This is a genomic window from Microbacterium testaceum (assembly GCF_006539145.1).
GTDB lineage: Bacteria > Actinomycetota > Actinomycetes > Actinomycetales > Microbacteriaceae > Microbacterium > Microbacterium testaceum.
Genome location: NZ_BJML01000002.1, coordinates 159,189 through 181,812, shown reverse-complemented (window position 1 = coordinate 181,812; position 22,624 = coordinate 159,189). Strand labels below are relative to the sequence as shown.

Here is a 22,624-nt window from a genome sequence, read left to right as displayed (position 1 = left end):
CGGCCGATGATGCAACGCGATCAGGCATCGGCCATGCTCGGCATGGTCGTCGAGCACGACGCCCCGGGGGAGTCTCGCGTGTCGATGACCGTGCGCGACGACATGCTGAACGGGTTCGCCATCACCCACGGCGGGCTCGTCTTCACCCTCGCCGACACCGCTTTCGCGATCGCGTGCAACGAAGACGAGCGGGTCACCGTCGCGGGCGGCGCCGACATCTCGTTCCTGAAGTCGACGACGGCCGGGCAGACGCTCACCGCGACCGCCGTCCGCCGCGCGCGCAGTGGGCGCACGGGCCTCTACGACATCCGCGTGACCGACGAGACGGGCGACCTGGTCGCCGAGGTGCGCGGCCGCAGCATCACGACGGATCGGCGTCCGCCGACGCCGGAGGCCGACTCCGCAGAGGCCTCCGGCCCCCCATCCGCCTACGACCCCGAGCCCGAGCGCCGCGCCGCGCTCTCCACCACGGAGGTGTCCCGATGACCATGACCGTTCCCTCACGCCCCGACGTCCTGGCATCCGTCGATCCGACCGGCGTTCCGCTCGAGAGCCTGCGCGCTCTGCAACTCGAACGCCTGCAGTGGACGGTCCGCCACGCGTACGACAACGTCGAGCTGTACCGTCGGAAGTTCGATGCGGCGGGCGTCCATCCCGACGACATCCACGCGCTCGACGACATCCGCCTGCTGCCTTTCACCACGAAGGCCGACCTGCGCGAGACCTACCCCTTCGGCATGTTCGCGGTGCCGATGGCCGACGTTCGGCGCGTTCACGCGTCGTCCGGCACGACCGGGCGTCCCACGGTCGTCGGGTACAGCGCGGGCGACCTCGACCGGTGGGCCGATCTCGTCGCGCGGTCGCTGTCGGCAGCCGGCATCCGTCCCGGCGATCGCGTGCACAACGCCTACGGCTACGGGTTGTTCACCGGCGGCCTCGGCGCACACGCGGGTATCGAGCGCCTCGGGGCGACGGTCATCCCGATGTCGGGCGGACAGACGGCTCGTCAGGCGCAGCTCATCCAGGACTTCCAGCCGGATGCCATTCTCTGCACGCCCAGCTACCTCCTCACGATCGCCGACGCGCTCGAGGCGGCGGGCGTCGACCCGCGCTCGACGTCACTGCGGGTCGCAGTCCTCGGGGCGGAGCCGTGGACGAACGAGATGCGCCGAGAGATCGAACGGCGCCTCGACCTCACCGCCGTCGACATCTACGGCCTCAGCGAGGTGATGGGCCCGGGCGTGGCCTCCGAGAGTGCGCTCACCAAGGACGGCCCGCACATCTGGGAGGACCACTTCCTCCCCGAGACGATCGACGGCGACACGGGCGCCCCCGTCGCCGATGGAGAGCTCGGCGAGCTGGTCTTCACCTCGCTCACCAAAGAGGCGTTCCCCGTCATCCGCTACCGCACCCGCGATCTCACCCGGCTGCTGCCCGGGACGGCGTTCCCCGCCATGCGCCGCATCGAGAAGATCACCGGCCGCAACGACGACATGATCATCCTCCGCGGGGTGAATCTCTTCCCGACGCAGATCGAGGAGATCGTGCTGGGCATCGAGAAGCTCACCCCGCACTTCGTGCTCGAGCTGCGCCGCGAGGGGAGGATGGATGCCATGACCGTCCGTATCGAGAGGCACCCGGCCCTGGAGCGCGAGGTGTGCGAGGCGGCGGGCGTCGTGCTGCAACAGCGGATCAAGGTCGTGATCGGCACGACGGTCGAGGTGCGCGTCGAGGAGCCCGGCTCGCTCCCGCGCAGCGAGGGCAAGTACCAGCGCGTGTACGACCTGCGCTGAGCTCGGTCTGTTGTCGAGGACGTATCGATCTGCCGAGGCCGCAGCCGTTCGGCGTCGATCTCGACGAACGGGGGCGGTCTGGCCGCGCGGGCGCGATGCCGGGTCGTCAGGAACGCGGTCGCGCGAGCGGCGTGTCGTCCAGGCCGGCGATCAGGTCGCGGAGGCTGTCGAAGACGCGGGAGGCTCCGGCATCCCGAAGCTCCTCCGCAGAGAACCCGCCCGTGCGTACCGCGATCGTGGCCATGTCCGCCTTCGCCGCAGCGATGGCGTCCCACGGCGAATCGCCGATCATGATGCCGCTCGAGCCGGGCACGCGATCCAGCGCCGTCTCCACGAGGTCGGGGGCGGGCTTGCTCGCCTGGACGTCGTCGGAGGTGGTCCACGCATCGGCCAGGTCGCGGGCGTCGACGAGGTCGAGGAAATGCTCGACATGGTCGCTCTTGCCGGAGCTGGCGAGTACGACCTGGAATCCGCGCTTCTTCACCTCGACGAGCAGGTCGTGTGCTCCGTCGAAGGGCTTCACCTCGCCGAGGAACGGCTCGAACTCTTCGGTCCACGCGTCGCGCAGGGCCTCGCCGTGGTCTTTCTCGACGTCGTCGCCGGTGAGAGAGGCGACGAGCTGATCGCCGCCCATGCCGATCGCCCGGTGGATGCGCCAGATCGGCAGCACGACGTCGAACCGCCGGAAGGCGCGGTACCAGGCGAGGGCGTGCTGGTAGTTGGTGTCGACGAGGGTGCCGTCCACGTCGAAGATCGCGGTGTCTGCCATGGCTCCACCCCACACCGCCGGGGGCGAGGGGGCAGGCCCGTTGCGGCCTCGCGCACCCTCCGCTACAGTTTTACTGAACGATCGGTCTGTAAAAGGAGTCGACGATGACGATGACCGCACCCCCCACGGATGCCGCGAGCGGTGAGAGCGACGGCGAAGCGATGTTCGACGCCCTCATCGAGGCCGACGGACGGATCGAACCGCGCGACTGGATGCCGGAGGGGTACCGCCGCACGCTGATCCGCCAGATCTCGCAGCACGCGCACTCCGAGATCATCGGCATGCAGCCCGAGGGGGCCTGGATCACTCGCGCCCCGAGCCTCAAGCGCAAGTCGATCCTTCTGGCGAAGGTGCAGGACGAGGCGGGGCACGGCCTCTACCTCTACTCCGCCGCGCAGACCCTCGGCGTCACGCGCGACGAGATGACACAGCAGCTCGTCGACGGCACAGCCCGCTACTCTTCGATCTTCAATTACCCCACGCCGACCTGGGCCGACATGGGCGCGATCGGCTGGCTCGTCGACGGCGCCGCGATCTGCAACCAGGTGCCTCTCTGCCGCGCCTCGTACGGTCCCTACGGTCGGGCGATGGTGCGCATCTGCAAAGAGGAGTCGTTCCACCAGCGTCAGGGGTTCGAGATCCTGCTCACCCTCATGCAGGGCACCGACGAGCAGCGTCAGATGGCTCAGGATGCCGTGAACCGCTGGTACTGGCCGAGCCTGATGATGTTCGGACCCCCCGACGACGACTCGCCCAACTCGGCGCAGTCGATGGCGTGGAACATCAAGCGCTTCAGCAACGACGTCCTGCGTCAGCGGTTCGTCTCGATGCTCGTGCCGCAAGCCGCGGTGCTGGGCGTGACCCTGCCCGATCCCGACCTGCGTTTCAACGACGAGACGGGGGAGTACGACATGGGCGAGATCGATTGGACCGAGTTCCACGAGGTGCTCGCCGGCCGTGGCCCCCTCAACACGATGCGCCGGCAACACCGCCGCGACGCGCACGAGGAGGGTGCTTGGGTGCGCGAGGCGGCGGCGGCGTACGCGGCGAAGAAGAGCGCGAAGGCGGCCGCCTGATGGCCACCCCCGGCGGCAGCCCCGCCGAGACCTGGCCCCTGTGGGAGGTCTTCGTGCGCGCGAACCGCGGCCTCAGCCACGTGCACGTCGGTTCGCTCCACGCCCCCGACGCCGAGCTCGCCGTCCGCAACGCCCGCGACCTGTACACCCGTCGCGGTGAGGGCGTGTCGGTGTGGGTCGTCCCCTCGGATGCCGTGACCACGAGCGACCCCGGAGCCAAGGGCGCCTTCTTCGAGTCGCCGGCGGGCAAGAACTACCGGCACGCGGTGTACTACACCGCGTCGGAGGGGGTGCCGCACCTGTGAGCACCTCGACCGACCGCGACGTGCACGGCGACGTCTCGCTCGACGCCCTCGACCTCTCCGCGGAACTGGCCGGGGGAGAGGGCCGTGCCACCGACCCCGATGTCGCCGCGTACGCGATGCGCCTCGGTGACGACGCGGTGATCCTCGCGCAGAACCTCTGCGGATGGGTGGCCCGTGCCCCCGAGCTCGAAGAAGACGTGGCCCTCGGCAACATCGCCCTCGACCTGCTCGGTCACGCGCGCTCGCTCCTGCGCTACGCGGGCTCGTACGACGGTCGCAGCGAAGACGATCTCGCCTACTGGCGCGACGAGCCGGAGTTCCGCAGCGCCTGGCTGTTCGAGCTCCCCAACGGCGACTTCGCGCACACGATCGCCCGCCAGCTGTTGGCATCCACCTATCTCCTCGAGCTGTACCGGGAGCTCGCGGCATCCGCCGATCCCGTCCTCGCCGCCGTCGCGGCGAAGGCCGAGAAAGAGGTGGACTACCACCGCGATCACGCCGTGCAGTGGACGCTGCGGCTCGCCGGGGGCACCGAGGAGTCACGGCGGCGGTTGCTGGTCGGCCTCGACGACACGTGGCCGTATCTCGACGAGCTGTTCCGCGACGAGCCCCTGCACGACCGTCTCGGCGGTGTCGCCGTACGGCCGTCGATGCTCCGGGCTCGCGTCGATGAGGTCCTCCACGCTGTCCTGGCGCAGGAGGACGTGCCCGTGCCGACGATCCCCGGTTCGTCTGCCGGGGGGCGCCGCGGTGTCCACCACCCCGCGCTCGGTCCGCTTCTCGCCGAGATGCAGGTGCTGGCGCGCCGGCACCCGGGAGCGACCTGGTGACCGCGACGCTGGAGCACGCCCGCGAGGTGGTCGCCGCCGTCGTCGATCCCGAGGTGCCGGTGCTGACGATCGATGACCTCGGCGTCCTGCGCGACGTGCGCTTCGACGGCGACACCGTCACCGTCACGATCACACCGACCTACTCGGGGTGCCCGGCGGTCGACGCGATCCGCGACGACATCGTGCTGGCCCTCACCTCGGCGGGTTTCGATCGGGCGGTCGTCCGAACGACGCTCACCCCCGCGTGGACGACCGACTGGATGAGCGACGCCGGAAGACGCAAGCTCACCGAGTACGGCATCGCCCCGCCCTCGGGCCGCGCGCCGGCCGGCCCCATCCGGCTGAGGCTCAGCGTCGCCTGCCCGCGCTGCGGCTCCCTCGACACGCGCGAGGTCTCGCGCTTCGGCTCGACCTCGTGCAAGGCGCTGTGGGAGTGCCGCGCCTGCCTCGAACCCTTCGACCACTTCAAGGCCCTCTGATGACGATGACGGATGCCGAGACCCCGGCCACTCCGCGCACCCGCGCCCGTTTCCACACCCTTCGCGTCGCGGACGTGCGCCCCCTGACCCCCACCGCGATCGAGGTGACCTTCGCCGTTCCCGAGGAGCTCGCCGAGGCGTTCGACTACGCACCCGGGCAGTACGTGGCCCTGCGCGCCCGCGTCGACGGACAGGACCTGCGCCGGTCGTACTCGCTCTGCCGGCCGCCGGTGCGCGGAGCGATCAGCGTCGGCATCAAGCGCGACCCCGACGGACGTTTCTCGACCTGGGCGCACGAGGGGCTGCGGCCCGGCGACGAGATCGACGTCATGAGCCCGGCGGGCACCTTCGTGTCGCGGGCGTCGACGGCGACGGGGCACGTCGTGGCGATCGCCGCCGGTTCCGGGATCACCCCGATCATGGCGCTCGCCGCCGGAGTGCTCGAGCGTTCCGAGAACGCCCGCATGACGATCGTGTACGCGAACCGGTCCTCGACCGATGTCATGTTCGTCGACGAGCTCGCCGATCTCAAAGACCGCTATCCCTCTCGTCTCACGCTGCACCACGTGCTCTCGCGCGAGCAGCGCGCGGCGCCGGTGTTCTCGGGCCGCATCGACGAGGAGCGTCTGCGCCTGATCCTGTCGCGGCTGATCGATCCGGCATCCGTCGACGAGTGGTTCCTCTGCGGGCCCTTCGCGCTCGTCGAGCTCTGTCGCGACACCCTCGCCGAGGTCGGTGTCGCCCGCGATCGTGTGCGGTTCGAACTGTTCACCGCGGGAGACGGCGACGCTCCCGCCCAAACGGGGGGAGCGCGCCCCGTGAGAGTCCGCGCCGATGAACCGGTGCGCTCGATCGAGATCACCCTCGACGGGCAGTCGGCGCACGTCGACAGCCCGGTCGCCGCGAACGAGACGATCCTCGCCGCCGCTCTCCGCGTGCGCCCCGACGTCCCCTTCGCGTGCGCGGGCGGGGTGTGCGGCACCTGCCGCGCGCGGGTGATCGAGGGCGCGGTCACCATGACCGAGAACTACGCGCTCGAGCCCGACGAGATCGAACGCGGGTACGTCCTCACCTGCCAGTCGCATCCGACCTCCGACGTCGTCAGCGTCGACTACGACGGCTGAGCGCGATGATCGACTACCGCCTCGACGCCGGCGTGGCCGAGATCGTCCTGAACGCCCCCGCCCGTCGCAACGCCCTGGCCCTCGAGGGTCTGCACGCGCTCGCCGATGCCTACGACCGGGCCGAGGCCGACGGCGCCCGCGCCCTGCTGCTGCGCGGTGAGGGGCCGTCGTTCTGCGCCGGGCGCGACATCTCGGGGGTCGACCCCCGCACCGACGACGTCGCGGGTTACCTGGACGACACGCTGGCGCCTCTGCTGCGTCGCATGGCGACCTTTCCCGCGCCGACGTTCGCGGCCGCCCACGGGGCCTGCCTGGGTGTCGGCCTGGGCCTGCTCATCGCCACAGACGTGGTCTACGTCGCCGGGGACGCCAAGATCGGCTCGCCCTTCGCCGCCCTCGGCGCGACGCTCGACTCCGGCGGTCACGCGCTGTTCGTCGAGCGCCTCGGCTCCCACGCCACGCTCGACCTGATCTACACAGGTCGACTGATGTCGGGTGCCGAAGCCGTCCGCGCCGGACTCTTCTCGCGCGCATTTCCGGCGGAGGAGGTCCACGATGCCGCGACCTCGGCGGCCCGCACGGCCGCTGCCGGTCCGACGCAGGCGTTCCGGGCGAGCAAGCGCATCGTCGGCGCGATCCGCGACGAGCGGCTGGGGTTGTGGGAGGCGATGGCGCTCGAGAACCGCGCCCAGGCAGCCCTGGCGGCGACCGAAGACTACCGCGAGGGCTTCGCCGCATTCCAGGCGAAGCGTCCGCCGGAGTTCACGGGACGATGAGGCCTCGGCATCCGCACGACGTGGTCTCGTGGCGGTATCGTCAGCCTGCCTCCCGCACCCACGGGAAGCGATCGTCACGGTAGTCGCGCCGATAGCCGTCCGGGTCGGGGTGAGCTTCGCCAGGACCGTGACGGAGGAAGACGTGGCCGGCGCGCCGCCCCGCCCCGACCCTCCCACGACGGCGGTCGGCCGGGAAACGCACGAACGGTCCCCGCGAGACCGTCGTCGTCGCGACCATCCTGATTGAATCGGGGGATGCCGAGCATCGATGACGATGATGAACTCGCGGTCCTGCGCCGAAGGGCGTACGCGCCCGGGGCCGACATCTCCTCGGACCCGGCCGCTCTGCGGCGGCTCATCGAACTCGAGAGCCGCAGCTCCGACGATGTCGCTCTCGCGCCGTCGGAGGTCGAAGAGGAGCCGGTCGACCCCGGCGACGTCGACGAGCCGGTCGACCCACCGCGGCGGAGGTTCCGGATGCCGCGCCTGCGCCGTTCCACCACGATCCTGCTGACCGCGGCGGTCCTCGTCGTCGTCTGCGCCGCGACGGCGCTCGTCGTCGTGCAGCGCGTGCAGACCGACCCGCTGCAGGTGGGGGCGACGCAGATCGCCCGACTCGCGCCCGATCCAGACTTCAGCCCGCCGAGCTCTTTCACACAGGGGCTCTCGAGCGGTGTGACGTCGTACGCGCAGTTCCAGGGGTTCCGCGTCGCCGTCTACGCCTCGTTCGACACCGGCGAGGGCGCGTCGAAGTGCATGACCGTCTGGCAGCCCGAGCTGCTCCAGGAGCTGGGGAACGGCACGTCCTACAACGGCCGGTACATGATCCCCTCGTGCGGCGCGGGTGTGTTCCCGCCGAGCGCCACCATGCTGCTCAGCGATGGCACGCCCGAACTCCGCAACACCGATCTGCCCGCCGGCACCGCGCTGCAGTTCGTCTACGACGCGGCGAACGACGAGGTCGTTGTCTTCGAGGGCTGAGGTCGCGGCATCCGCCCCGCGAGACGGCATCTCGCTGACGAGTCGAGTCGGTTGCGCGCTGACGCCGGAACGTCAGCGAGATGCGGTCTCGGGCGCCGGTGCCGCGCAGAGACCCGCGCACACGACGATGCCCCGGCACGAAGCCGGGGCATCGATCACGCGACGCAGCGCGTCAGGCGGCGCTGGTGACGGCGAACTGCACCGACCCCTGCGGGTCGATCTGCGCGTCGAGCACGCGGTCGTCGAGGACGGCTGCGGCGTCGCTGTCGAGGAAGACGCGCGCTCCGGCGTTCTCGACGACGGCGTCATCCGGCTGCGGGCCGTCGACGACCGACAGCGCGAACTGCGACTCGGGGGAGCCCGCTCCCTCGATGCGGACGCCGCCCTGAGCGGCATCCGGGAACTGGGCGGTGATGGTCTTCACGGCGGTCGTGGCCTCTTCGGTGAGCGTCAGCATGTGACTCTCCTTCTCTGATCGACGACAGGAGCCAGCAACGATGCCGAGAATCCGCGTCGCTCTCAAGCTCACGCGGCCATTGCCAGGGTTTTCCCACCGGCCTCGCAACGGCTCTCAGGGGAGGAGCCCGGCCCGACGTGCCCGGGTCACCGCGGCATGCCGGGTGGACGCGTCGAGCTTCGACATCGCCGAGGCGAGGTACGACTTCACGGTGGTCTCGCGCAGGTGGAGGGATGCCGCGATCTCGCCGTTCGTCGACCCCACGGCGGCGCACGCGAGCACGTCGATCTCCCGTCGCGAGAGGTGGACGTCGGGGTCGGATGCCGTGTCGCCGGCGTCCCCGGTCAGAGCGGCGAGGCGGGCCTCGACGGCCTCGAGTCGGCGCCGCACCTCGTCGTCTCCGACGATCGCCGCGATGCCGCGGAGTTGAGCGTAGCTCTCGCGGATCTCCTCGCGCACGCCGGCTCCGAGACCGCCCTCGGGGTGGGGAGCCGAAGCGAGGCGTCGGTCGACCTCGGCGCGCACGCGCAACTCGGTTCCCAGCTCGCCGGCCACGTCGAACGCGGGCCGTGCCTCGACGTCACCGACCGGGGATTGCGCCCACGACCCGCAGTAGAGGACCCCGCGCGCCGCTCCGCTGACGAGCACGGGGACGGCGAAGAGGGTCGCGATGCCCTCGCCGAGGATGGCGCGGTCGTAATCGTGCGTGATGGAGCGCGACGTGCGGTAGTCGAGCGTCATGCGCGGCCGCCGCTCGACGAGCGCGCGGCCGCCGAGACCCCGCGAGGCGTGGACGACGAGCCCCTCGATGCTGCGCGTGCGCGCACCGACGATCGTGGTGACGTGGACCGCCCCGTCGTGTTCCAGGCCGCCGAAAGCGACGGGGAAATGCGTGCGACGGGCGAGCTCGACCACCGCGTGCGACACGAGAGCCGCATCGTCGCGAAGGGTGGAGGGTGCAGTCACGCACTACCTACTTCCGGGGGTGACGGCTTCGTCGCCGCGTTTCGTAGTGTCGACCCTATCACCGGGGAAGCAGCGGCCGACCCGGACTTTTCCCCCGTTCGGCGCAGCGTTGCGCCGTACTCATGAGGCAAGGAGGCCACATGACGGACCGTCGCATCGACGAAGCCCACAAGGGCGGCGTCGACTACATCGCGGTCGAGGAGTCCGCCCCGTTCCGGGAGTTGAAGAAGCGCCAGCGCCGCTTCGTCTTCCCCCTCGCGGTGGCGTTCCTCGTCTGGTACTTCGTCTACGTTCTGCTGTCGTCGTTCGCGCCGGAATTCATGGCGCAGCCGGTCTCGGGCGCCATCACCGTGGGGCTCGTGCTCGGACTCGGACAGTTCGTCACGACATTCGCCATCACCATGGGCTACGTGTCCTACGCCAACCGGCGACTCGACCCGGGCGCCGAGGCGCTGCGCGCCGAACTCGAGCGAGCGGACGGGACCCGCTCGTGAACGAGATCTTCGCCAGCGTCGAGGCGGCCGTGCAGACCGTCGAGAACAACCCCGTGCTGAACATCTCGATCTTCGGCGCATTCGTCGCCGTGACGCTGTTCATCGTCATCCGTGCCAGTCGCAACAGCAAGACGGCGGCCGACTACTACGCGGCGGGCCGCTCGTTCACGGGCCCGCAGAACGGCTTCGCGATCGCCGGCGACTATCTGTCGGCGGCGTCGTTCCTCGGAATCGTCGGCGCTATCGCCATCAACGGCTACGACGGGTTCCTCTACTCGATCGGCTTCCTCGTCGCGTGGCTGGTCGCCCTGCTGTTGGTCGCCGAGCTCATGCGCAATACGGGCAAGTTCACGATGGCCGACGTGCTGTCGTTCCGCCTCAAGGAACGGCCGGTCCGCATGGCCGCGGCCATCACCACGCTCGCCGTCTGCTTCTTCTACCTCCTCGCCCAGATGGCCGGAGCCGGCGGCCTCGTGTCGCTGTTGCTGGGCATCACGGAGCGCGTCGGCCAGTCGATCGTCGTTGCCGTGGTCGGCATCCTGATGATCGTGTACGTCCTCATCGGTGGCATGAAGGGCACCACGTGGGTGCAGATCGTGAAGGCGTTCCTGCTCATCGGCGGCGCGATCGTGATGACCGTCTGGGTGCTCGCGATCAACGGCTTCAATCTCAACACGCTGCTCGAGAGCGCCGTCGCGGCGTCTCCCAAGGGTGATGCCGTCCTGGCGCCGGGCCTGCAGTACGGAAAGAATCCGTGGGACTTCATCTCGCTCGCGCTGGCGCTGGTGCTCGGTACCGCGGGTCTGCCGCACGTGCTGATGCGCTTCTACACCGTGCCGACCGCGAAAGAAGCGCGTCGCTCGGTCGTGTGGGCCATCTGGCTGATCGGGCTCTTCTACATCCTCACCCTCGTCCTGGGCTACGGCGCCGGTGCGATGGTCGGATCCGAGACGATCCTCGCGGCACCCGGTGGAGTGAACGCGGCGGCGCCGCTGCTCGCGCTGGCTCTCGGCGGACCGCTCCTGCTCGGGTTCATCTCGGCGGTGGCGTTCGCGACGATCCTCGCGGTGGTGGCCGGTCTCACCATCACGGCGGCCGCCTCGTTCGCGCACGACATCTACGCGAACGTGGTGAAGAAGGGCGATGTGCCGCCGGACGGCGAGGTCAAGGTCGCGCGACGCACGGTCATCGTGATCGGTGTGCTCGCGATCCTCGGCGGCATCGGCGTGCAGGGGCAGAACGTCGCCTTCCTCGTGGCGCTGGCCTTCGCGGTGGCCGCGTCGGCCAACCTGCCGACGATCCTGTTCTCGCTGTTCTGGAGACGCTTCACGACCCGCGGCGCGGTCTGGAGCATGTACGGCGGTCTCGGCTCGGCGCTCGTCCTGATCTTCCTCTCACCGGTGTTCTGGGGGACCGCGACGAGCGTATTCGCCAACACGGGCGTCGCGATCTGGCCCCTGAACAACCCCGGGATCGTGTCGATCCCGCTCGGATTCTTCCTCGGCTGGCTCGGTTCCGTCACCTCGCGGACGCCCGAAGACCCGCGTAAGGCCGCGGAGATGGACGTCCGATCTCTCACGGGATACGGCGCCGAGAAGGCGTCGAACCACTGACCGATCGACGCCCGGTCTCGCTGCGGCGGGCCGGGCGTCGTCGTGCCCGGGCACGGACGCCCCGTCGTGTTCAGGCCGAGGCGTGCAGGGTTTCTCCGAGCACCGCGTCGCTCTCGAGCGTGAGCAGATACTCCTTCACGTCAGGATGCCCGCCGTACTCGCCGATCGAGCCGTCGGCGCGAACAACCCGGTGCACCGGGACGACGATCGAGAACGGAGACGAGGCGCACGCCGTTCCCACCGCCCGCGCGGCCCGCGGGGCTCCGGCCATCATGGAGACCTCACCGTACGACGCCACTTCGCCGTAGGGGATCTGCAGGGTCGCTTCGAGCGCGGCGCGCGTGAAGCCGCGCACGAAACGCCAATCGAGGGAGACGTCGAACGACCGCCGCGCGCCCTCGAAGTACTCGTCGAGTTGCGCGACGACTCCTCGTCCGATCGACGCATCGGGGTCGGGGACGACCCCGAGACGCTGTGCGATCTCGGCGCGCGCGACATCGAGGCCGTCGTGGGCGACGTGCAACCGCACGAGGGCGTCGTCGATGAAGGTCAGCAGGATCGGCCCGACGGGGCTGTCATATGCGGTGCTGGTGACTCTGTTCATGCGTCCATCCTCGTGACCGTGCCATGGCCCTGCGGACGGATCGAGGGCGCAGGGGGAGGATGCCGCGAACTCTCCGCCTGTGGAGGAAGAGCCGATGACGCGGCGTGTCGCCGATTACCGCGAAACTCGGGCCCGCTGCGCACGATCCCGCACTGCCCGGCTTAGTCTGACAGGTGTGTGGCGAGCTGAGGACGGTGCCGTGATGGGCACTGACGGAGACGAGACGGTGTCGTCCGTCGATCCCGGCGAGCTGCGATTGTCGGAACCCGGCATCGTGGTTCGCCACGTGGCCGACCCCGAACGCGATCGCATCCGCGCCGAGGCGGCGGCCCTCGGCGGCCGCTCGACCCTCCTGCGCTTCGACGATGCGCGCGACGCGGGCATCGACATCACCAAGGCCCACCCCGGTTCGCTTCCGCAGTTCATCACCGGCCGCGCGACCATGCTGTCCAACCTCTTCCGTGACGAGGTCGCCCTGCGCACCGCGCGCATGGCTGCCGAGCGCATCACGGCCAAGAACGTCGAGCTCCGCACCGCCCGCGGCCTGGAGCCGGTGCACCTCGCCGTGGGCCTGTCGGCCTGGAAGGTCGGTGGCGTGGAGTGGTCCGCTCCGGTCCTCCTCCGCCCGCTCGCCATCCGCCGCCACCACGGTGATTTCGAGCTCAAGCTGCACGGCGCGTTCGTGATGAACCCCGAACTCGCCCGCGCCTTCCGCACGCACCTCGGCATCCAGATCGATCCCGCCGCCCTCGCGGGCCTCGCGTACGACCAGGGCGTGTTCAAGCCGCAGCCCGTCATCGATCACATCCGTCGCCTCACCTCTCACGTGCCGACTTTCGTCGTGCACCCGCGTCTGGTGATCTCGTCCTTCGCCGACGTCGGTTCGGGCATGGCCCGCGACACGCACGACCTCGACCACACGCTCCTGAACGCGCTCGCCGGCCACCCCGACGACCGCGCGCGCATCACGGTCCGCCGCGACGACCCGCAGGTGATCGGCCCCGACGAGCGCACGCCCGCCGCAGACACCCTCCTGCTCGATGCCGATGCCGAGCAGGAGCGCGTGCTCGCGCGCATCGCGGCCGGTCAGTCGCTCGTCGTGCACACGCTTCCCGGAACCGGCGGCACGCAGACGGTCATCAACGCGATCGGGCAGCTCGTCCACGACAACAAGCGGGTGCTGGTCGTCAGCGCTCGTCGGTCGACTCTCGACGGCATCCGTCACCGTCTCGCCGGAGTGGGTCTCACCGGCCTGGCGGTCTCGCCCCACCACGTCCGCCGCGATCTCATCCGCGCGATCGGCCGCAACGAGAAGGCCGAGCAGCCCAAGGTCGCCGAGATCGACGATGCCCTCGTGCGCCTGCGGACGGTCCTGCGCGACTACCGCTCCGCCGTGACCGAGCCGCATCTGGCCCTGGGCGTCTCCGCGCTCGACATCCTCCGCGCGCTGACATCGCTGGCATCCACCTCTCCCGCCCCCTCGACCGAGGCCCGCTTCGATCTGGCGACCCTCGAGCGTCTGGCCGGACGACGGGATGCCGCCGCCCGGGCCCTCGCGATGGCGGCGCGCCTCGGCGAATTCCGCTTCGGCCCCGACGACTCGCCCTGGTACGGCGTGAGCTTCTCCCGCACCGAAGACGCGCGGGCGGCGCATGACCTGGCCGGCAAGCTCCACACCAGCGACGTGCCTCGCCTGCTCGAGCGCGGCTACGAGCTCATCGCCCAGACGCGCATGCGCCCGTTCCAGACGGTGTCGGAACTCGGCTCGTACCTCAAGCTCCTGCAGGGGATCCGCGAGTCGCTCGACCGCTTCAGCCCGACGGTGTTCGAGCGCCCGCTGGGCGAGCTCATCGACGCCCATTCGCCGCGCCGTGACGCTTCCGCGATGAGCGGTCCGAACCGTCGCCGTCTCAAGCGTCTGTCGAAGGAGTACGTGCGTCCGGGCGTGCACGTGCCCGACATGTACGAGGCGCTCGTGCGCATCCAGCAGCAGCGCACGGAATGGCAGCGCGTGGTCGAGGCCGGCGTGACGCCGGAGGTGCCTCTCGGTCTCGCCGACGTGAACGTCGCGTGGCAGCGCACCGACGCCCTGCTCGGCGAGCTCGACCAGATCCTCGGACGCCAGGGCTCGGAGCGCCTGGCGACTCTGCCCGTTCAAAGACTCGTCCGCACGCTCGCGGGTCTGGTCGCCGAGTCCACCTTCTTCGACAACCTCGTCGAGCGGGCCCAGCTGCGCTCCGAGCTCGCGCGCCTGGGCCTCGAGCAGTTGCTCGTCGAACTCTCGGTTCGCCACGTTCCCGAGGAGCGGGTCGGCGCCGAGCTGGAGTTCGCGTGGTGGCAGTCGGCCCTCGAGCATCTGCTCCGCACCGACCGTGCCCTGCTCGGTGCCAACACGAGCGTCGTCGACCGCCTCGAGCGCGACTTCCGTCTCGTCGACGAGGCGCATGCCGCCGCCGCGGGTCCCCTGCTGGCCGCGCAGCTCGCGACGCAGTGGCGCATCGGCATCGTCGACCACTCCGACGAGGCGGCCGCTCTCAAGCGCGTGCTGAAAGACGGCCTGCACACCGCGCAGGAGATGTCGGATGCCGCCCCCACCCTGCTGCGCACGCTCGCCCCGGTATGGCTCGCGTCGCCTTACGAGGTGCCCGACGTTCCGACCGATCTCGCGTTCGACGTCGTAATCATCGCGGACGCCGCCGCTCTCTGCCTCGCCGAAGCGGCTCCGGCTCTGCGGCGCGCCCGTCAGGTGGTGCTGTTCGGTGACCCGGTAGTGCAGAAGCCGACGCCCTTCAGGGTCAGCGCGTCGATCCTCGGCACTCCCGACGAGGCCGACGAGGTGCCGTTCGACGGCACCTCGGTGTTCGAGCGCGTCGCCGAGCTCCTGCCTGTCGAAACGCTCACGCGGAGCTATCGCGCGGGCGGCGAAGACCTCTCCCAGCTGGTGAACGACGCCTTCTACGGGGGAGAGATCGTCTCGCTCCCGTGGGCGGGTTCGTACCTCGGTCGCGGCAGCCTCAGCGTGGACTACGTCGAGGGCGGTGTCGGCGCCCCCGATCCCGTCAGCGGTGCCGTCGAGAGCCCCGACGCCGAGGTCGCTCGTGTGGTGACCCTCGTCGTCGAGCACGCGGTCAACCGTGCCTCCGAGTCGCTCATGGTCGTCACCGCGAGCCGCACGCACGCCGAGCGCGTGCGCGCCTCGGTGGTCGCGGCGCTGGCCGGCCGGTCCGACGTGGCGGAGTTCATCTCGCGGGATGCCGCGGAGCCCTTCGCCGTGCTCACCCTCGAGGAGTCGGTGGCCGAGAGTCGCGACCGCGTGGTGTTCTCGCTCGGCTTCGGTCTCACGCGCCACGGCCGCGTGCTGAGTGATTTCGGCGACCTGTCGACGCCCGACGGCGAACGGCTCCTCACCGTCGGAATGACGCGTGCGCGTCGTTCGATGGTGATCGTGTCGTCCATCCGCCCCTCGGCGTTCGACGACGGCCGTCTCGAGCACGGCGCTGCCACCCTCATGGGCATCCTCGGCAACCTCGCCTCGCGCAACCGCGAGGCCCGTCTCGAAGACCTCGCCGACCCGTTGACGCGCGCCCTGGCACGCGAACTGCGCCGACTGGGCATCGAGGTCGACGTCGATTACCGCGGTCTGCTCCCCATCGTCGCTCGCTATCAGGGCAAGGCCGTCGTCGCCGAGAGCGACCCCGAGACGATCGGCGAGTCGCTGCGCGAGACGCTCCGCCTGCGACCGCAGATCCTCCGCCGGCTCGGCTGGCACTACGTGCGTGTGCACGCCTTCGACCTGTACAGCGACCCCGCGGGAGTGGCCTCCCGCATCGGGGAGCTCCTCGGCATCGCGCCCGCCGGCGCGGCCGCACCCGACGCGACCACCGAATCGCTCGATCTTCCCGACTGAGCGAGCGATGAGCGAGTCACCGGATGCCGCCGGCCGGGCCGCCGCTCCCGACGCGGGCGCGATGGAGTCCGGCGCCGAGCGTCAGCCCGTCGTCCGGGTGCGCGGTGCGCGGCGTGCGCGCTTGCTCGCCGCCCCGGGCACGACCGCGGAGCCCGCGCCCGCCGACGACCCCGGGCGCGGCGTAGGTGCTCGGCCCACGGCATCCGGGCCCAACGACGAGCGCATGATGCGCGACGTCCCCCCGCACTACTGACCCGCGGGGCGCCCGATCACGCGAGACGGCGCCCGACCCCGGGACGTGGTCCCGGCGCGGGCGCCGTCTCGGTGGCCTGAGATCGATTCAGAGCTTGTTCTGCCGCTCCAGCAGGTCGCGAATCTGCACGAGCAGTTCCTGCTCGGTCGGCAGCTTGGGCTCGTCCGCGGCGGGCTCGTTGACTCCCGCGCGCGCGGCGGCGATGGCCTTCCACCGGTTCATGGGGTAGACGAACACGAGGTACACCACGAGCGCGACGGCGAAGAAACTGATGATCGCCGACAGCAGGGCGGGCAGGGGGAAGACCACTTCCTGGCCGTAGATGCCGGTGATCGACGGGCCGACCTCGCCGTTCTCTGCGGGCTTGTAGAACACCGAGATCAGCGGGGTGATCACCGAACTGACGATGGCGTTCACGACCGCGGTGAACGCGGCTCCGATGACCACCGCGACGGCGAGGTCGATGACATTTCCTCGGAGAATGAACTCCTTGAATCCCTTGATCATGCGCTGGTTCCTCTCAGGCCGCGCCGACTCGGGCTCAAGAAGCCGAGGGCGAGGCGGACGACGTCGATTCCGACTTCGATGATGTCGAAGAAGTGGACGAGCCGCCACCGCTTGCGCCCGAGGACGAACCGCGCGAGTCGGTGCGGTAGAAGCCCGAGCCGTTGAAGGTCACGCCGATCGACCCGTACTGCTTGCGCACCTCGCCGCCGCATTCGGGGCACTCGGTCAGGGCGGCATCCGAGAACGACTGCACGGCGTCGAAACGGTGACCGCACTGCTTGCAGGCGTAGGAGTAGGTGGGCATGAGCGTCCTTCGGGTGTTCAGGAGGTGTGGGCGGCGAGCGGCAGCGTGCGCGTGGGGGTGACCACGCCCGTCACGGGCTGGTCGTGCACGTCGCGCGGCACGTCGTCGATGAGCTCGGTGTCGAAGATGACCGCGTAGACGGGCGGGCACTTCTCCATCGAGCCGAGGGTCTTGTCGAAGTAGCCGCGTCCCCACCCGAGGCGCATGCCCTGTCGATCGACGGCGGCCGCGGGGATGATCAGCAGGTCGACGTCGTTGACCGCGATCGGCCCCAGCACGTCTCCCACCGGCTCGGGAAGACCGAACAGTCCCTCGGTGATCTCGGTGTCGGCGGTGGCCACGCTCCAGTCGAGGAGCCCGTCTTCGCGGGTGATCGGGAGCAGGACCCGGATGCCGCGATCCAGGGCCGCGCGCACGAAGGCGTGGGTGCCGGGCTCGGTGGGCGTCGACAGAAAGCACGAGATGCTGCGGGCTCCGAGACGCGCGACGAGGGCGTCGAGTTGCTCTGCGACGCCGGCCTCGGCCACCTCGCGGGCGTGCGCGGAGATGGTCTGGCGGCGTTCGCGCAGATCGGCGCGCAGTGCGCGCTTGGCCTGCTCGATACGATCCGGCATGCGATAAGTCTAGGGGTGGGCGCGTTGCCGCCGGTGGCGCAGGACCCCGCTAGGGTATGCCCATGCCTCACAAGCCCTTCAAGGCCGTCATCCCGGCCGCCGGACTCGGTACGCGCTTCCTGCCCGCCACGAAGGCGATGCCCAAAGAGATGTTGCCGGTCGTCGACAAGCCGGCCATCCAGTACGTCGTCGAAGAGGCCACCGGCGCCGGTATCCAGGACGTGCTCATCATCATCGGCCGCAACAAGAACAACATCGCCAACCACTTCGACTCGATGCCCGAGCTCGAGGCGAAGCTGCGCGAGAAGGGCGACGACGACAAGCTCGCCAAGGTCGAGCACTCGTCCGACCTCGCCGACATCCACATGGTCCGTCAGGGTGAGCCCAAGGGCCTGGGCCACGCAGTGCTGCGTGCCCGCAGTCACGTGGGCGACCACCCGTTCGCCGTGCTGCTGGGCGACGACCTCATCGACGAGCGCGACCCGCTGCTCACCAAGATGATGGAGGAGTACGACAAGCGCGGCGGTGCCACCGTCATCGCGCTCATGGAGGTCGACCCCGCGCACATCCACCTCTACGGTGTAGCCGCTGTCGAAGCGACCGACGAAGAAGACGTGGTCAAGGTCACGCAGCTCGTCGAGAAGCCCAAGGCCGAAGACGCCCCGTCGAACCTCGCGATCATCGGTCGCTACGTGCTCGGCCCCGACGTGTTCGACATCCTCGAGCGCACCCAGCCCGGCAAGGGCGGCGAGATCCAGCTGACCGATGCCCTCGAAGAGCTCGCGACCGGTGGTGGCGACGGCGGTGGCGTCTACGGTGTCGTGTTCCGCGGGCGCCGCTACGACACGGGCGACCGCGTCGATTACATCAAGGCGATCGTGCAGCTCGCGGCCGACCGAGACGACCTCGGTCCCGCCCTCCGTCCGTGGTTCAAGGAGTTCGCGCAGGGTCTCTGACCCGGCAGGATGCCATGGATCTGTCCGTCCCTCGGCGGCACGGCGACGTGTCGATCCGTCTCATCCGCAACCGCGACGCGCGAGTCCTTCAGCAGCAGCTGATCGACAACCGGTCGTGGTTGAAGCGGTGGGAGGCAACCAGTCCCGACGGCCCCGTGTCGTTCGACATGCGCCTCGGCATCCGCCGTCTTCTGCAGCAGTACCGTGACGGCGTCGGCGTCCCCTTCGTGATGGCGTGGGACGACGACGTCGCCGGGCAGCTGAACGTGTGGGGTGTCTCGCGTGGGTCGCTGGCCTCGGCGACCATCGGGTACTGGGTGGCAGAGGAGTTCGCCGGCCGCAACATCACGACGATCGGCGTGGCGATGGCGACCGACGTGTGTTTCACGGAGCTGAACCTGCATCGCGTCGAGATCTGCATCCGCCCCGAGAATCACGCGAGCCTGCGCGTCGTCGAGAAGCTCGGCTTCCGGTACGAGGGCCTGCGGCGCAAGTACATCCACATCGACGGCGATTGGCGTGACCACTACGCCTTCGCCCTGGTGCGCGAAGAGGTTCCTTACGGGGTGCTCGACCGGTTCGTGCGGGGGCAGGTGCCGCCCGACGCGGCGCGCGTTCCGCCGGCCGACCGCAACTGAGCGACCCGGCTCCGGCCTTTCTCGCTCCATCGACGAAAGTCTCGTCACGACACGCCGGGGGATGCCGAGGTGTGATCTCTCGGTGACCTACCTTTATGGCATGGGTGGGCAGGTTCTCAGCGGCGGCGTGATCTTCTTCGTCGCGGTCGCGCTCTGGCTCGTGTACCTGCTTCCGTCGTGGCAGAGCCGTCATCGCTTCACCTCCGCCGAACGCAATGCCGTGCGCCTCAACCAGGCCCTTCGTGTGCTCGCCGAGACGGCCGAGACGCCGCGCGAGGTACGGCTCGAGCTGACGGCACGTACCGCTCACCAACAGCAGAAGCTCGCGCGCCAGATCCAAGCCGAGAAGGCTCAGACCGAGCTCGCTGCGGCCAAGGCGCGGCTCGAGGTCGCTCGCCTCGAGAGTGCCCGTGACCGCGATGTCGTCAAGGAGCAGCGCGCCGCGGCCGTGGACCTGGCTCGTGCCGAGCGTGCCGCGGCCGTCGAGGTCGCTCGAGCCGAACGCGCCGCCGCCCTCGAGAAGACCCGCGCCGAGCGTGCCGCCGCCGTCGAGCGGGCGCACGCCGAGCGCGCCGCGGCCGTTGCGCGGCCCGAGGCGCGTCGAGCCCGTGCGCGACGCCGCTTCCGTCTCAGCGTGACCACGGTGGCCCTTTCGGGCCTCGTCGCCGCGCTGGTCGGCCTCGTGCAGGTCGTCACCGGGGGAGTGCCGGCGCTGCTGTCCCTCGGGTCGGTCGTCGTCGTGGCATCCCTCGTCGTCCTCCGTCGCATCTCGGTCGTGGCCGCCCGCACGGCGCCCGTATCCGTCGCGACCTCAGTGGCGAAGCGCACCGTCGCGACCGAAGTGCAGGACGTTTCCCTGGTGCCCGAGCCGCGCCCTACGTGGACGCCTCGCGAACTTCCGCGCCCGCTCGTGGCGTCGGCCGGGTCACGTGCTGCCGCCGTGGTCGACGAGCAGATCGCCCGCGAGGCGCTGCGTGCCGCCGCTCGCGAGGAGGCCGCGCGCGAGCTCGCCGCCCAGCAGGCCCCCACCCCGATCGAGACGGCCCGTCCGGCCGCTGTCGCCCCCGCTCCGTCGCCGTATGCCGCGATGGGGTACGTGGATGATTCCGAGATCCAGGATCACGTTCAGCGGCTCCTGGCGCGTCGCGCGTCGGGGGAGTGACGCCGGTCTCTTCCGCGGGTGGCGGGCGTGCTCCGTCGACCGCCTTCTCGACCGATGCTGCCAGCGGCATACGCCGCTCCTCGCGTGCCCGACGATGCCGACGCGCGTCGAGGTGAGCGCGGATGACGTGATAGTGTTTACGAGGTTTCCGGGCCTGTGGCGCAGTTGGTAGCGCGCCTCGTTCGCATCGAGGAGGTCAGGGGTTCGAATCCCCTCAGGTCCACCAGAACACCACGAGAAGGCCTCCGTCCAGCGGGGGCCTTCTTCTTTTTCGAACGGAATCGTTCAGGAACCGAGCGCCCACGGGCGCGCCCGGAGAGCGTCGAAGTCGCCGCTCCAAGGGGTCGCCGGGAATTCACGGATGAGAGGCCGGAGCGCGGGTGAACGGCGGGCGGCGCGGCATCCGGACTTCCCTCGAACTCGCGCCTGAAGGCGCGTCCGGTGCCTACGACACGGGATCGGGAAGCCGCGCTCCCGCGCGGATCTCCTGCAGGGCCCAGGAGTTGCCGTCGTGATCTGCGAAGAATGCATAGCGCACCCCGCCGCCCATGTCCTGCACCGGCGACACCTCGAGGCCCTTCGCGGCGAGGTCGGCGCAAACGGCGTCCAGGTCGTCGACGACCAGGTGCAGGTTCGACACCGGCGTCCCAGCCCCCATTCCGACGCCGAAGGAGATCGAACAGGCGGAGCCGGGCGGGGTGAGCTGGACGACACGCATGCCGTTTCCGGGGGAGACGTCGTGGTCGAGGACGAAGCCTACGACGTCGCGGTAGAACGAGATGGCTCGGTCGACGTCGGACACGGGCAGGGGGACTAGCTCGAGGCGCATGCTCACGAGCTCACGCTCCCGCTCTCGGCCCAGCCGCCGGGGGCAGCGATGTTGAACATCCAGGCCACGCCCCACGGATCGGTCACCTCGCCGTAGAGGTCGCCCCACATCTGCTTCTCGAGCGGCTGCACGACCTCGGAGCCCCGCTCGACGAAGCGGTCGTAGAAGCCGCGCACGCGATCGAGTTGGTCGCTCATGAACGCGGCGTGTACGCGATTCGCGCCCCAGCCGCCCTCGGGCTCGCCGAAGGCGTCGGCTCCCATCACGGTGAAGCCGTCGGCACGCAATTCGGAGTGCATCACACCGTCGGTGGGGGCGTCTGTCATGCCGAAGTCTCCGAAGGTGCTGATCTTGAGCTCGCCGCCGAAGACCGACTCGTAGAAAGTCATTGCCTCTCGGGCGGCTCCGGCGAACGAGATGTAGACGACGAGCGAGGTGGCCATGAGGCATCCTTCCGGCGGCGGGCGGTGGCCCTCACCTTAGACCCGTGCGTGGTGACCGCGATGGCCCGCCCGCCGCGAGCACCGAACGAACCACGCCCCGAGGCAATGGCGCTCGACGACGCCGCCTGGCATGCTCGACACCATGAAGCCGTCTGCCAAGGTCATCGTCGGCCTCGTGTGCGGCGCGGTGGTCGTGGGATTGGCGGCGTTGACGGTGCCGGCCTTCGCGCCGCTGGGGACGGTCGCCACGGTGGCCGCGGGCCTCACGTCGTCGCTGGAAGTGATTCCGAACGACGCGACGACGCCCACGGCATCCGCCCCTGCCGATCCCTACGGACCGCCCGAGGGGTACGTCGACGTCGGCAACGGTACGTACATCCCCGGGGGAGGGTTAGGCGACTGCACGGAACCCGCCTACATCCACATGGGCAGTCAGGACGGGCAGGCCCCCACCGCGAGTCTGTTCGGAAAGCTCGTCGACACGGGCGTCCGCGAGTTCGCGGCGGGAACCCCCACGTCCATGGAAGATGGACGCATCGCTACGTACACCGTGGCCCCCGGTGACACCCCCGCCGCGATCGGCGACCGGTTCTGCATCTGGAACCCTCTCTCGCTCACCACGCTGAACGGCATCCCCGGCAGCACGATCCACCCCGGCCAAGTGCTCGTGCTGGATCCCGCGGCCGTCCCGGGCTTCGTCTTCGACTACCCCTACGACGACTGAGCCCACGCCGAGACCGGCGC

The 22,624-nt window shown here is 70.0% G+C and carries 26 protein-coding genes and 1 tRNA gene; 18 read left to right on the top strand and 9 right to left on the bottom strand.

Translation table 11 applies throughout. The features are described from left to right. The first annotated feature begins 6 nt into the window (after positions 1 to 6). Together paaI and paaK are read left to right on the top strand one after the other, a co-directional pair. Positions 7 to 486, top strand: a complete 480-nt coding sequence (gene paaI, locus MTE01_RS04940; protein ID WP_141376039.1) for a hydroxyphenylacetyl-CoA thioesterase PaaI — start codon at positions 7 to 9, stop codon at positions 484 to 486. Beyond that, positions 483 to 1,793 carry a phenylacetate--CoA ligase PaaK gene (gene paaK, locus MTE01_RS04935; RefSeq protein WP_141376037.1) on the top strand — a complete coding sequence of 437 codons (1,311 nt, stop codon included), beginning with the start codon at positions 483 to 485 and terminating at the stop codon, positions 1,791 to 1,793. Before paaI ends, paaK begins: the two co-directional genes overlap by 4 nt. Before the next feature lie 106 nt (positions 1,794 to 1,899). On the opposite strand, the gene MTE01_RS04930 is transcribed toward paaK, so the two are convergent. Continuing rightward, positions 1,900 to 2,562, bottom strand: a complete 663-nt coding sequence (locus tag MTE01_RS04930) for an HAD family hydrolase (RefSeq protein WP_141376035.1) — start codon at positions 2,560 to 2,562, stop codon at positions 1,900 to 1,902. A gap of 104 nt (positions 2,563 to 2,666) precedes the next feature. Here MTE01_RS04930 and paaA point away from each other — a divergent pair, with 104 nt between their 5' ends. The 7 genes from paaA (at position 2,667) to MTE01_RS04895 (ending at position 8,133) form a co-directional block, all read left to right on the top strand. Then, entirely contained in the window at positions 2,667 to 3,638 is a 972-nt protein-coding gene (gene paaA, locus MTE01_RS04925) for a 1,2-phenylacetyl-CoA epoxidase subunit PaaA (protein WP_141376033.1), read from the top strand. After that, positions 3,638 to 3,943, top strand: a complete 306-nt coding sequence (gene paaB, locus MTE01_RS04920; protein ID WP_055838158.1) for a 1,2-phenylacetyl-CoA epoxidase subunit PaaB — start codon at positions 3,638 to 3,640, stop codon at positions 3,941 to 3,943. Before paaA ends, paaB begins: the two co-directional genes overlap by 1 nt. Then, positions 3,940 to 4,773, top strand: coding sequence for a 1,2-phenylacetyl-CoA epoxidase subunit PaaC (gene paaC, locus MTE01_RS04915; RefSeq protein ID WP_103206268.1), 834 nt, complete (start codon positions 3,940 to 3,942; stop codon positions 4,771 to 4,773). The genes paaB and paaC overlap by 4 nt, the downstream gene beginning before the upstream one ends. Continuing rightward, positions 4,767 to 5,252 (top strand): 1,2-phenylacetyl-CoA epoxidase subunit PaaD, encoded by a 486-nt coding sequence (gene paaD, locus MTE01_RS04910; RefSeq protein ID WP_116239029.1) that lies wholly within the window; start codon positions 4,767 to 4,769, stop codon positions 5,250 to 5,252. The genes paaC and paaD overlap by 7 nt, the downstream gene beginning before the upstream one ends. After that, the gene (gene paaE / locus MTE01_RS04905) at positions 5,252 to 6,376 is read left to right on the top strand and encodes a 1,2-phenylacetyl-CoA epoxidase subunit PaaE (RefSeq protein ID WP_141376030.1); all 1,125 of its coding nucleotides are present in this window, start codon (positions 5,252 to 5,254) and stop codon (positions 6,374 to 6,376) included. Before paaD ends, paaE begins: the two co-directional genes overlap by 1 nt. A gap of 5 nt (positions 6,377 to 6,381) precedes the next feature. Then, complete coding sequence (locus tag MTE01_RS04900) at positions 6,382 to 7,152, top strand: enoyl-CoA hydratase/isomerase family protein (protein ID WP_141376028.1); 771 nt, start codon at positions 6,382 to 6,384, stop codon at positions 7,150 to 7,152. Positions 7,153 to 7,407: 255 nt separating this feature from the next. After that, the gene (locus tag MTE01_RS04895; protein ID WP_141376026.1) at positions 7,408 to 8,133 is read left to right on the top strand and encodes a hypothetical protein; all 726 of its coding nucleotides are present in this window, start codon (positions 7,408 to 7,410) and stop codon (positions 8,131 to 8,133) included. Positions 8,134 to 8,305: 172 nt separating this feature from the next. Here MTE01_RS04895 and MTE01_RS04890 read toward each other — a convergent pair whose 3' ends face one another. Together MTE01_RS04890 and MTE01_RS04885 are read right to left on the bottom strand one after the other, a co-directional pair. Continuing rightward, positions 8,306 to 8,590 carry a Fe-S cluster assembly protein HesB gene (locus tag MTE01_RS04890; RefSeq protein WP_103206273.1) on the bottom strand — a complete coding sequence of 95 codons (285 nt, stop codon included), beginning with the start codon at positions 8,588 to 8,590 and terminating at the stop codon, positions 8,306 to 8,308. 114 nt (positions 8,591 to 8,704) lie between these two features. After that, entirely contained in the window at positions 8,705 to 9,556 is an 852-nt protein-coding gene (locus MTE01_RS04885; protein ID WP_141376024.1) for a helix-turn-helix transcriptional regulator, read from the bottom strand. Between the two features lie 140 nt (positions 9,557 to 9,696). On the opposite strand from MTE01_RS04885, the gene MTE01_RS04880 reads away from it, so the two are divergent. Both MTE01_RS04880 and MTE01_RS04875 read left to right on the top strand, forming a co-directional pair. Continuing rightward, a complete protein-coding gene (locus tag MTE01_RS04880; RefSeq protein WP_103206275.1) occupies positions 9,697 to 10,050 on the top strand; it encodes a DUF485 domain-containing protein in 354 nt (117 codons plus the stop codon). Then, a complete protein-coding gene (locus MTE01_RS04875; RefSeq protein ID WP_174799640.1) occupies positions 10,047 to 11,663 on the top strand; it encodes a monocarboxylic acid transporter in 1,617 nt (538 codons plus the stop codon). Before MTE01_RS04880 ends, MTE01_RS04875 begins: the two co-directional genes overlap by 4 nt. 70 nt (positions 11,664 to 11,733) lie before the next feature. Here the strand turns inward: MTE01_RS04875 and MTE01_RS04870 are convergent, their stop codons facing one another. Beyond that, entirely contained in the window at positions 11,734 to 12,267 is a 534-nt protein-coding gene (locus MTE01_RS04870; RefSeq protein WP_141376022.1) for a methylated-DNA--[protein]-cysteine S-methyltransferase, read from the bottom strand. A 202-nt stretch (positions 12,268 to 12,469) separates the two neighbouring features. Here MTE01_RS04870 and MTE01_RS04865 point away from each other — a divergent pair, with 202 nt between their 5' ends. Together MTE01_RS04865 and MTE01_RS04860 are read left to right on the top strand one after the other, a co-directional pair. After that, on the top strand, positions 12,470 to 16,174 hold the full coding sequence (locus MTE01_RS04865) for an AAA family ATPase (RefSeq protein WP_141376021.1): 3,705 nt from the start codon (positions 12,470 to 12,472) through the stop codon (positions 16,172 to 16,174). 7 nt (positions 16,175 to 16,181) lie between these two features. After that, positions 16,182 to 16,427 carry a hypothetical protein gene (locus MTE01_RS04860; RefSeq protein WP_246077981.1) on the top strand — a complete coding sequence of 82 codons (246 nt, stop codon included), beginning with the start codon at positions 16,182 to 16,184 and terminating at the stop codon, positions 16,425 to 16,427. An 87-nt stretch (positions 16,428 to 16,514) separates the two neighbouring features. Here MTE01_RS04860 and mscL read toward each other — a convergent pair whose 3' ends face one another. The 3 genes from mscL to MTE01_RS04845 are packed head-to-tail and all read right to left on the bottom strand — an operon-like array spanning position 16,515 to position 17,852. Next, positions 16,515 to 16,934 carry a large conductance mechanosensitive channel protein MscL gene (mscL, locus tag MTE01_RS04855; protein WP_103206278.1) on the bottom strand — a complete coding sequence of 140 codons (420 nt, stop codon included), beginning with the start codon at positions 16,932 to 16,934 and terminating at the stop codon, positions 16,515 to 16,517. A 34-nt stretch (positions 16,935 to 16,968) separates the two neighbouring features. Continuing rightward, positions 16,969 to 17,238, bottom strand: coding sequence for an FmdB family zinc ribbon protein (locus MTE01_RS04850; RefSeq protein ID WP_103206279.1), 270 nt, complete (start codon positions 17,236 to 17,238; stop codon positions 16,969 to 16,971). A 17-nt stretch (positions 17,239 to 17,255) separates the two neighbouring features. Beyond that, positions 17,256 to 17,852 (bottom strand): 5-formyltetrahydrofolate cyclo-ligase, encoded by a 597-nt coding sequence (locus tag MTE01_RS04845; RefSeq protein WP_141376019.1) that lies wholly within the window; start codon positions 17,850 to 17,852, stop codon positions 17,256 to 17,258. A 62-nt stretch (positions 17,853 to 17,914) separates the two neighbouring features. Between MTE01_RS04845 and galU the strand changes: the two genes are divergently transcribed. From galU to MTE01_RS04825, 4 genes are all read left to right on the top strand, one after another. Further along, a complete protein-coding gene (gene galU, locus MTE01_RS04840; RefSeq protein ID WP_103206460.1) occupies positions 17,915 to 18,808 on the top strand; it encodes a UTP--glucose-1-phosphate uridylyltransferase GalU in 894 nt (297 codons plus the stop codon). Positions 18,809 to 18,822: 14 nt separating this feature from the next. Next, complete coding sequence (locus MTE01_RS04835; protein ID WP_103206281.1) at positions 18,823 to 19,446, top strand: GNAT family N-acetyltransferase; 624 nt, start codon at positions 18,823 to 18,825, stop codon at positions 19,444 to 19,446. Between the two features lie 82 nt (positions 19,447 to 19,528). Then, complete coding sequence (locus tag MTE01_RS04830) at positions 19,529 to 20,608, top strand: SepX/GlpR family protein (protein ID WP_246077980.1); 1,080 nt, start codon at positions 19,529 to 19,531, stop codon at positions 20,606 to 20,608. A 150-nt stretch (positions 20,609 to 20,758) separates the two neighbouring features. Further along, a tRNA-Ala gene (locus tag MTE01_RS04825) sits at positions 20,759 to 20,834 on the top strand. 219 nt (positions 20,835 to 21,053) lie between these two features. Here MTE01_RS04825 and MTE01_RS04820 read toward each other — a convergent pair. Continuing rightward, positions 21,054 to 21,437: a VOC family protein gene (locus MTE01_RS04820; protein ID WP_307723124.1), complete on the bottom strand. Its 384-nt coding sequence runs from the start codon at positions 21,435 to 21,437 to the stop codon at positions 21,054 to 21,056. Positions 21,438 to 21,439: 2 nt separating this feature from the next. Beyond that, positions 21,440 to 21,880: a VOC family protein gene (locus MTE01_RS04815; RefSeq protein WP_141376015.1), complete on the bottom strand. Its 441-nt coding sequence runs from the start codon at positions 21,878 to 21,880 to the stop codon at positions 21,440 to 21,442. Between the two features lie 142 nt (positions 21,881 to 22,022). Between MTE01_RS04815 and MTE01_RS04810 the strand changes: the two genes are divergently transcribed. Beyond that, positions 22,023 to 22,604 carry a LysM peptidoglycan-binding domain-containing protein gene (locus tag MTE01_RS04810; protein WP_141376013.1) on the top strand — a complete coding sequence of 194 codons (582 nt, stop codon included), beginning with the start codon at positions 22,023 to 22,025 and terminating at the stop codon, positions 22,602 to 22,604. Positions 22,605 to 22,624 lie beyond the last annotated feature (20 nt).

Coding starts and splice junctions, on each gene's coding strand:
- MTE01_RS04900 (WP_141376028.1), top strand. CDS start 6,382: ATGATCGACTACCGCCTCGACGCCGGCGTGGCCGAGATCGTCCTGAAC.
- paaB (WP_055838158.1), top strand. CDS start 3,638: ATGGCCACCCCCGGCGGCAGCCCCGCCGAGACCTGGCCCCTGTGGGAG.
- MTE01_RS04845 (WP_141376019.1), bottom strand. CDS start 17,852: ATGCCGGATCGTATCGAGCAGGCCAAGCGCGCACTGCGCGCCGATCTG.
- MTE01_RS04815 (WP_141376015.1), bottom strand. CDS start 21,880: ATGGCCACCTCGCTCGTCGTCTACATCTCGTTCGCCGGAGCCGCCCGA.
- paaI (WP_141376039.1), top strand. CDS start 7: ATGATGCAACGCGATCAGGCATCGGCCATGCTCGGCATGGTCGTCGAG.
- MTE01_RS04870 (WP_141376022.1), bottom strand. CDS start 12,267: ATGAACAGAGTCACCAGCACCGCATATGACAGCCCCGTCGGGCCGATC.
- MTE01_RS04895 (WP_141376026.1), top strand. CDS start 7,408: ATGCCGAGCATCGATGACGATGATGAACTCGCGGTCCTGCGCCGAAGG.
- MTE01_RS04880 (WP_103206275.1), top strand. CDS start 9,697: ATGACGGACCGTCGCATCGACGAAGCCCACAAGGGCGGCGTCGACTAC.
- galU (WP_103206460.1), top strand. CDS start 17,915: ATGCCTCACAAGCCCTTCAAGGCCGTCATCCCGGCCGCCGGACTCGGT.
- MTE01_RS04860 (WP_246077981.1), top strand. CDS start 16,182: ATGAGCGAGTCACCGGATGCCGCCGGCCGGGCCGCCGCTCCCGACGCG.
- MTE01_RS04930 (WP_141376035.1), bottom strand. CDS start 2,562: ATGGCAGACACCGCGATCTTCGACGTGGACGGCACCCTCGTCGACACC.
- paaK (WP_141376037.1), top strand. CDS start 483: ATGACCATGACCGTTCCCTCACGCCCCGACGTCCTGGCATCCGTCGAT.
- mscL (WP_103206278.1), bottom strand. CDS start 16,934: ATGATCAAGGGATTCAAGGAGTTCATTCTCCGAGGAAATGTCATCGAC.
- MTE01_RS04810 (WP_141376013.1), top strand. CDS start 22,023: ATGAAGCCGTCTGCCAAGGTCATCGTCGGCCTCGTGTGCGGCGCGGTG.
- MTE01_RS04890 (WP_103206273.1), bottom strand. CDS start 8,590: ATGCTGACGCTCACCGAAGAGGCCACGACCGCCGTGAAGACCATCACC.
- MTE01_RS04835 (WP_103206281.1), top strand. CDS start 18,823: ATGGATCTGTCCGTCCCTCGGCGGCACGGCGACGTGTCGATCCGTCTC.
- paaA (WP_141376033.1), top strand. CDS start 2,667: ATGACGATGACCGCACCCCCCACGGATGCCGCGAGCGGTGAGAGCGAC.
- MTE01_RS04850 (WP_103206279.1), bottom strand. CDS start 17,238: ATGCCCACCTACTCCTACGCCTGCAAGCAGTGCGGTCACCGTTTCGAC.
- MTE01_RS04820 (WP_307723124.1), bottom strand. CDS start 21,437: ATGCGCCTCGAGCTAGTCCCCCTGCCCGTGTCCGACGTCGACCGAGCC.
- paaE (WP_141376030.1), top strand. CDS start 5,252: ATGACGATGACGGATGCCGAGACCCCGGCCACTCCGCGCACCCGCGCC.
- MTE01_RS04865 (WP_141376021.1), top strand. CDS start 12,470: ATGGGCACTGACGGAGACGAGACGGTGTCGTCCGTCGATCCCGGCGAG.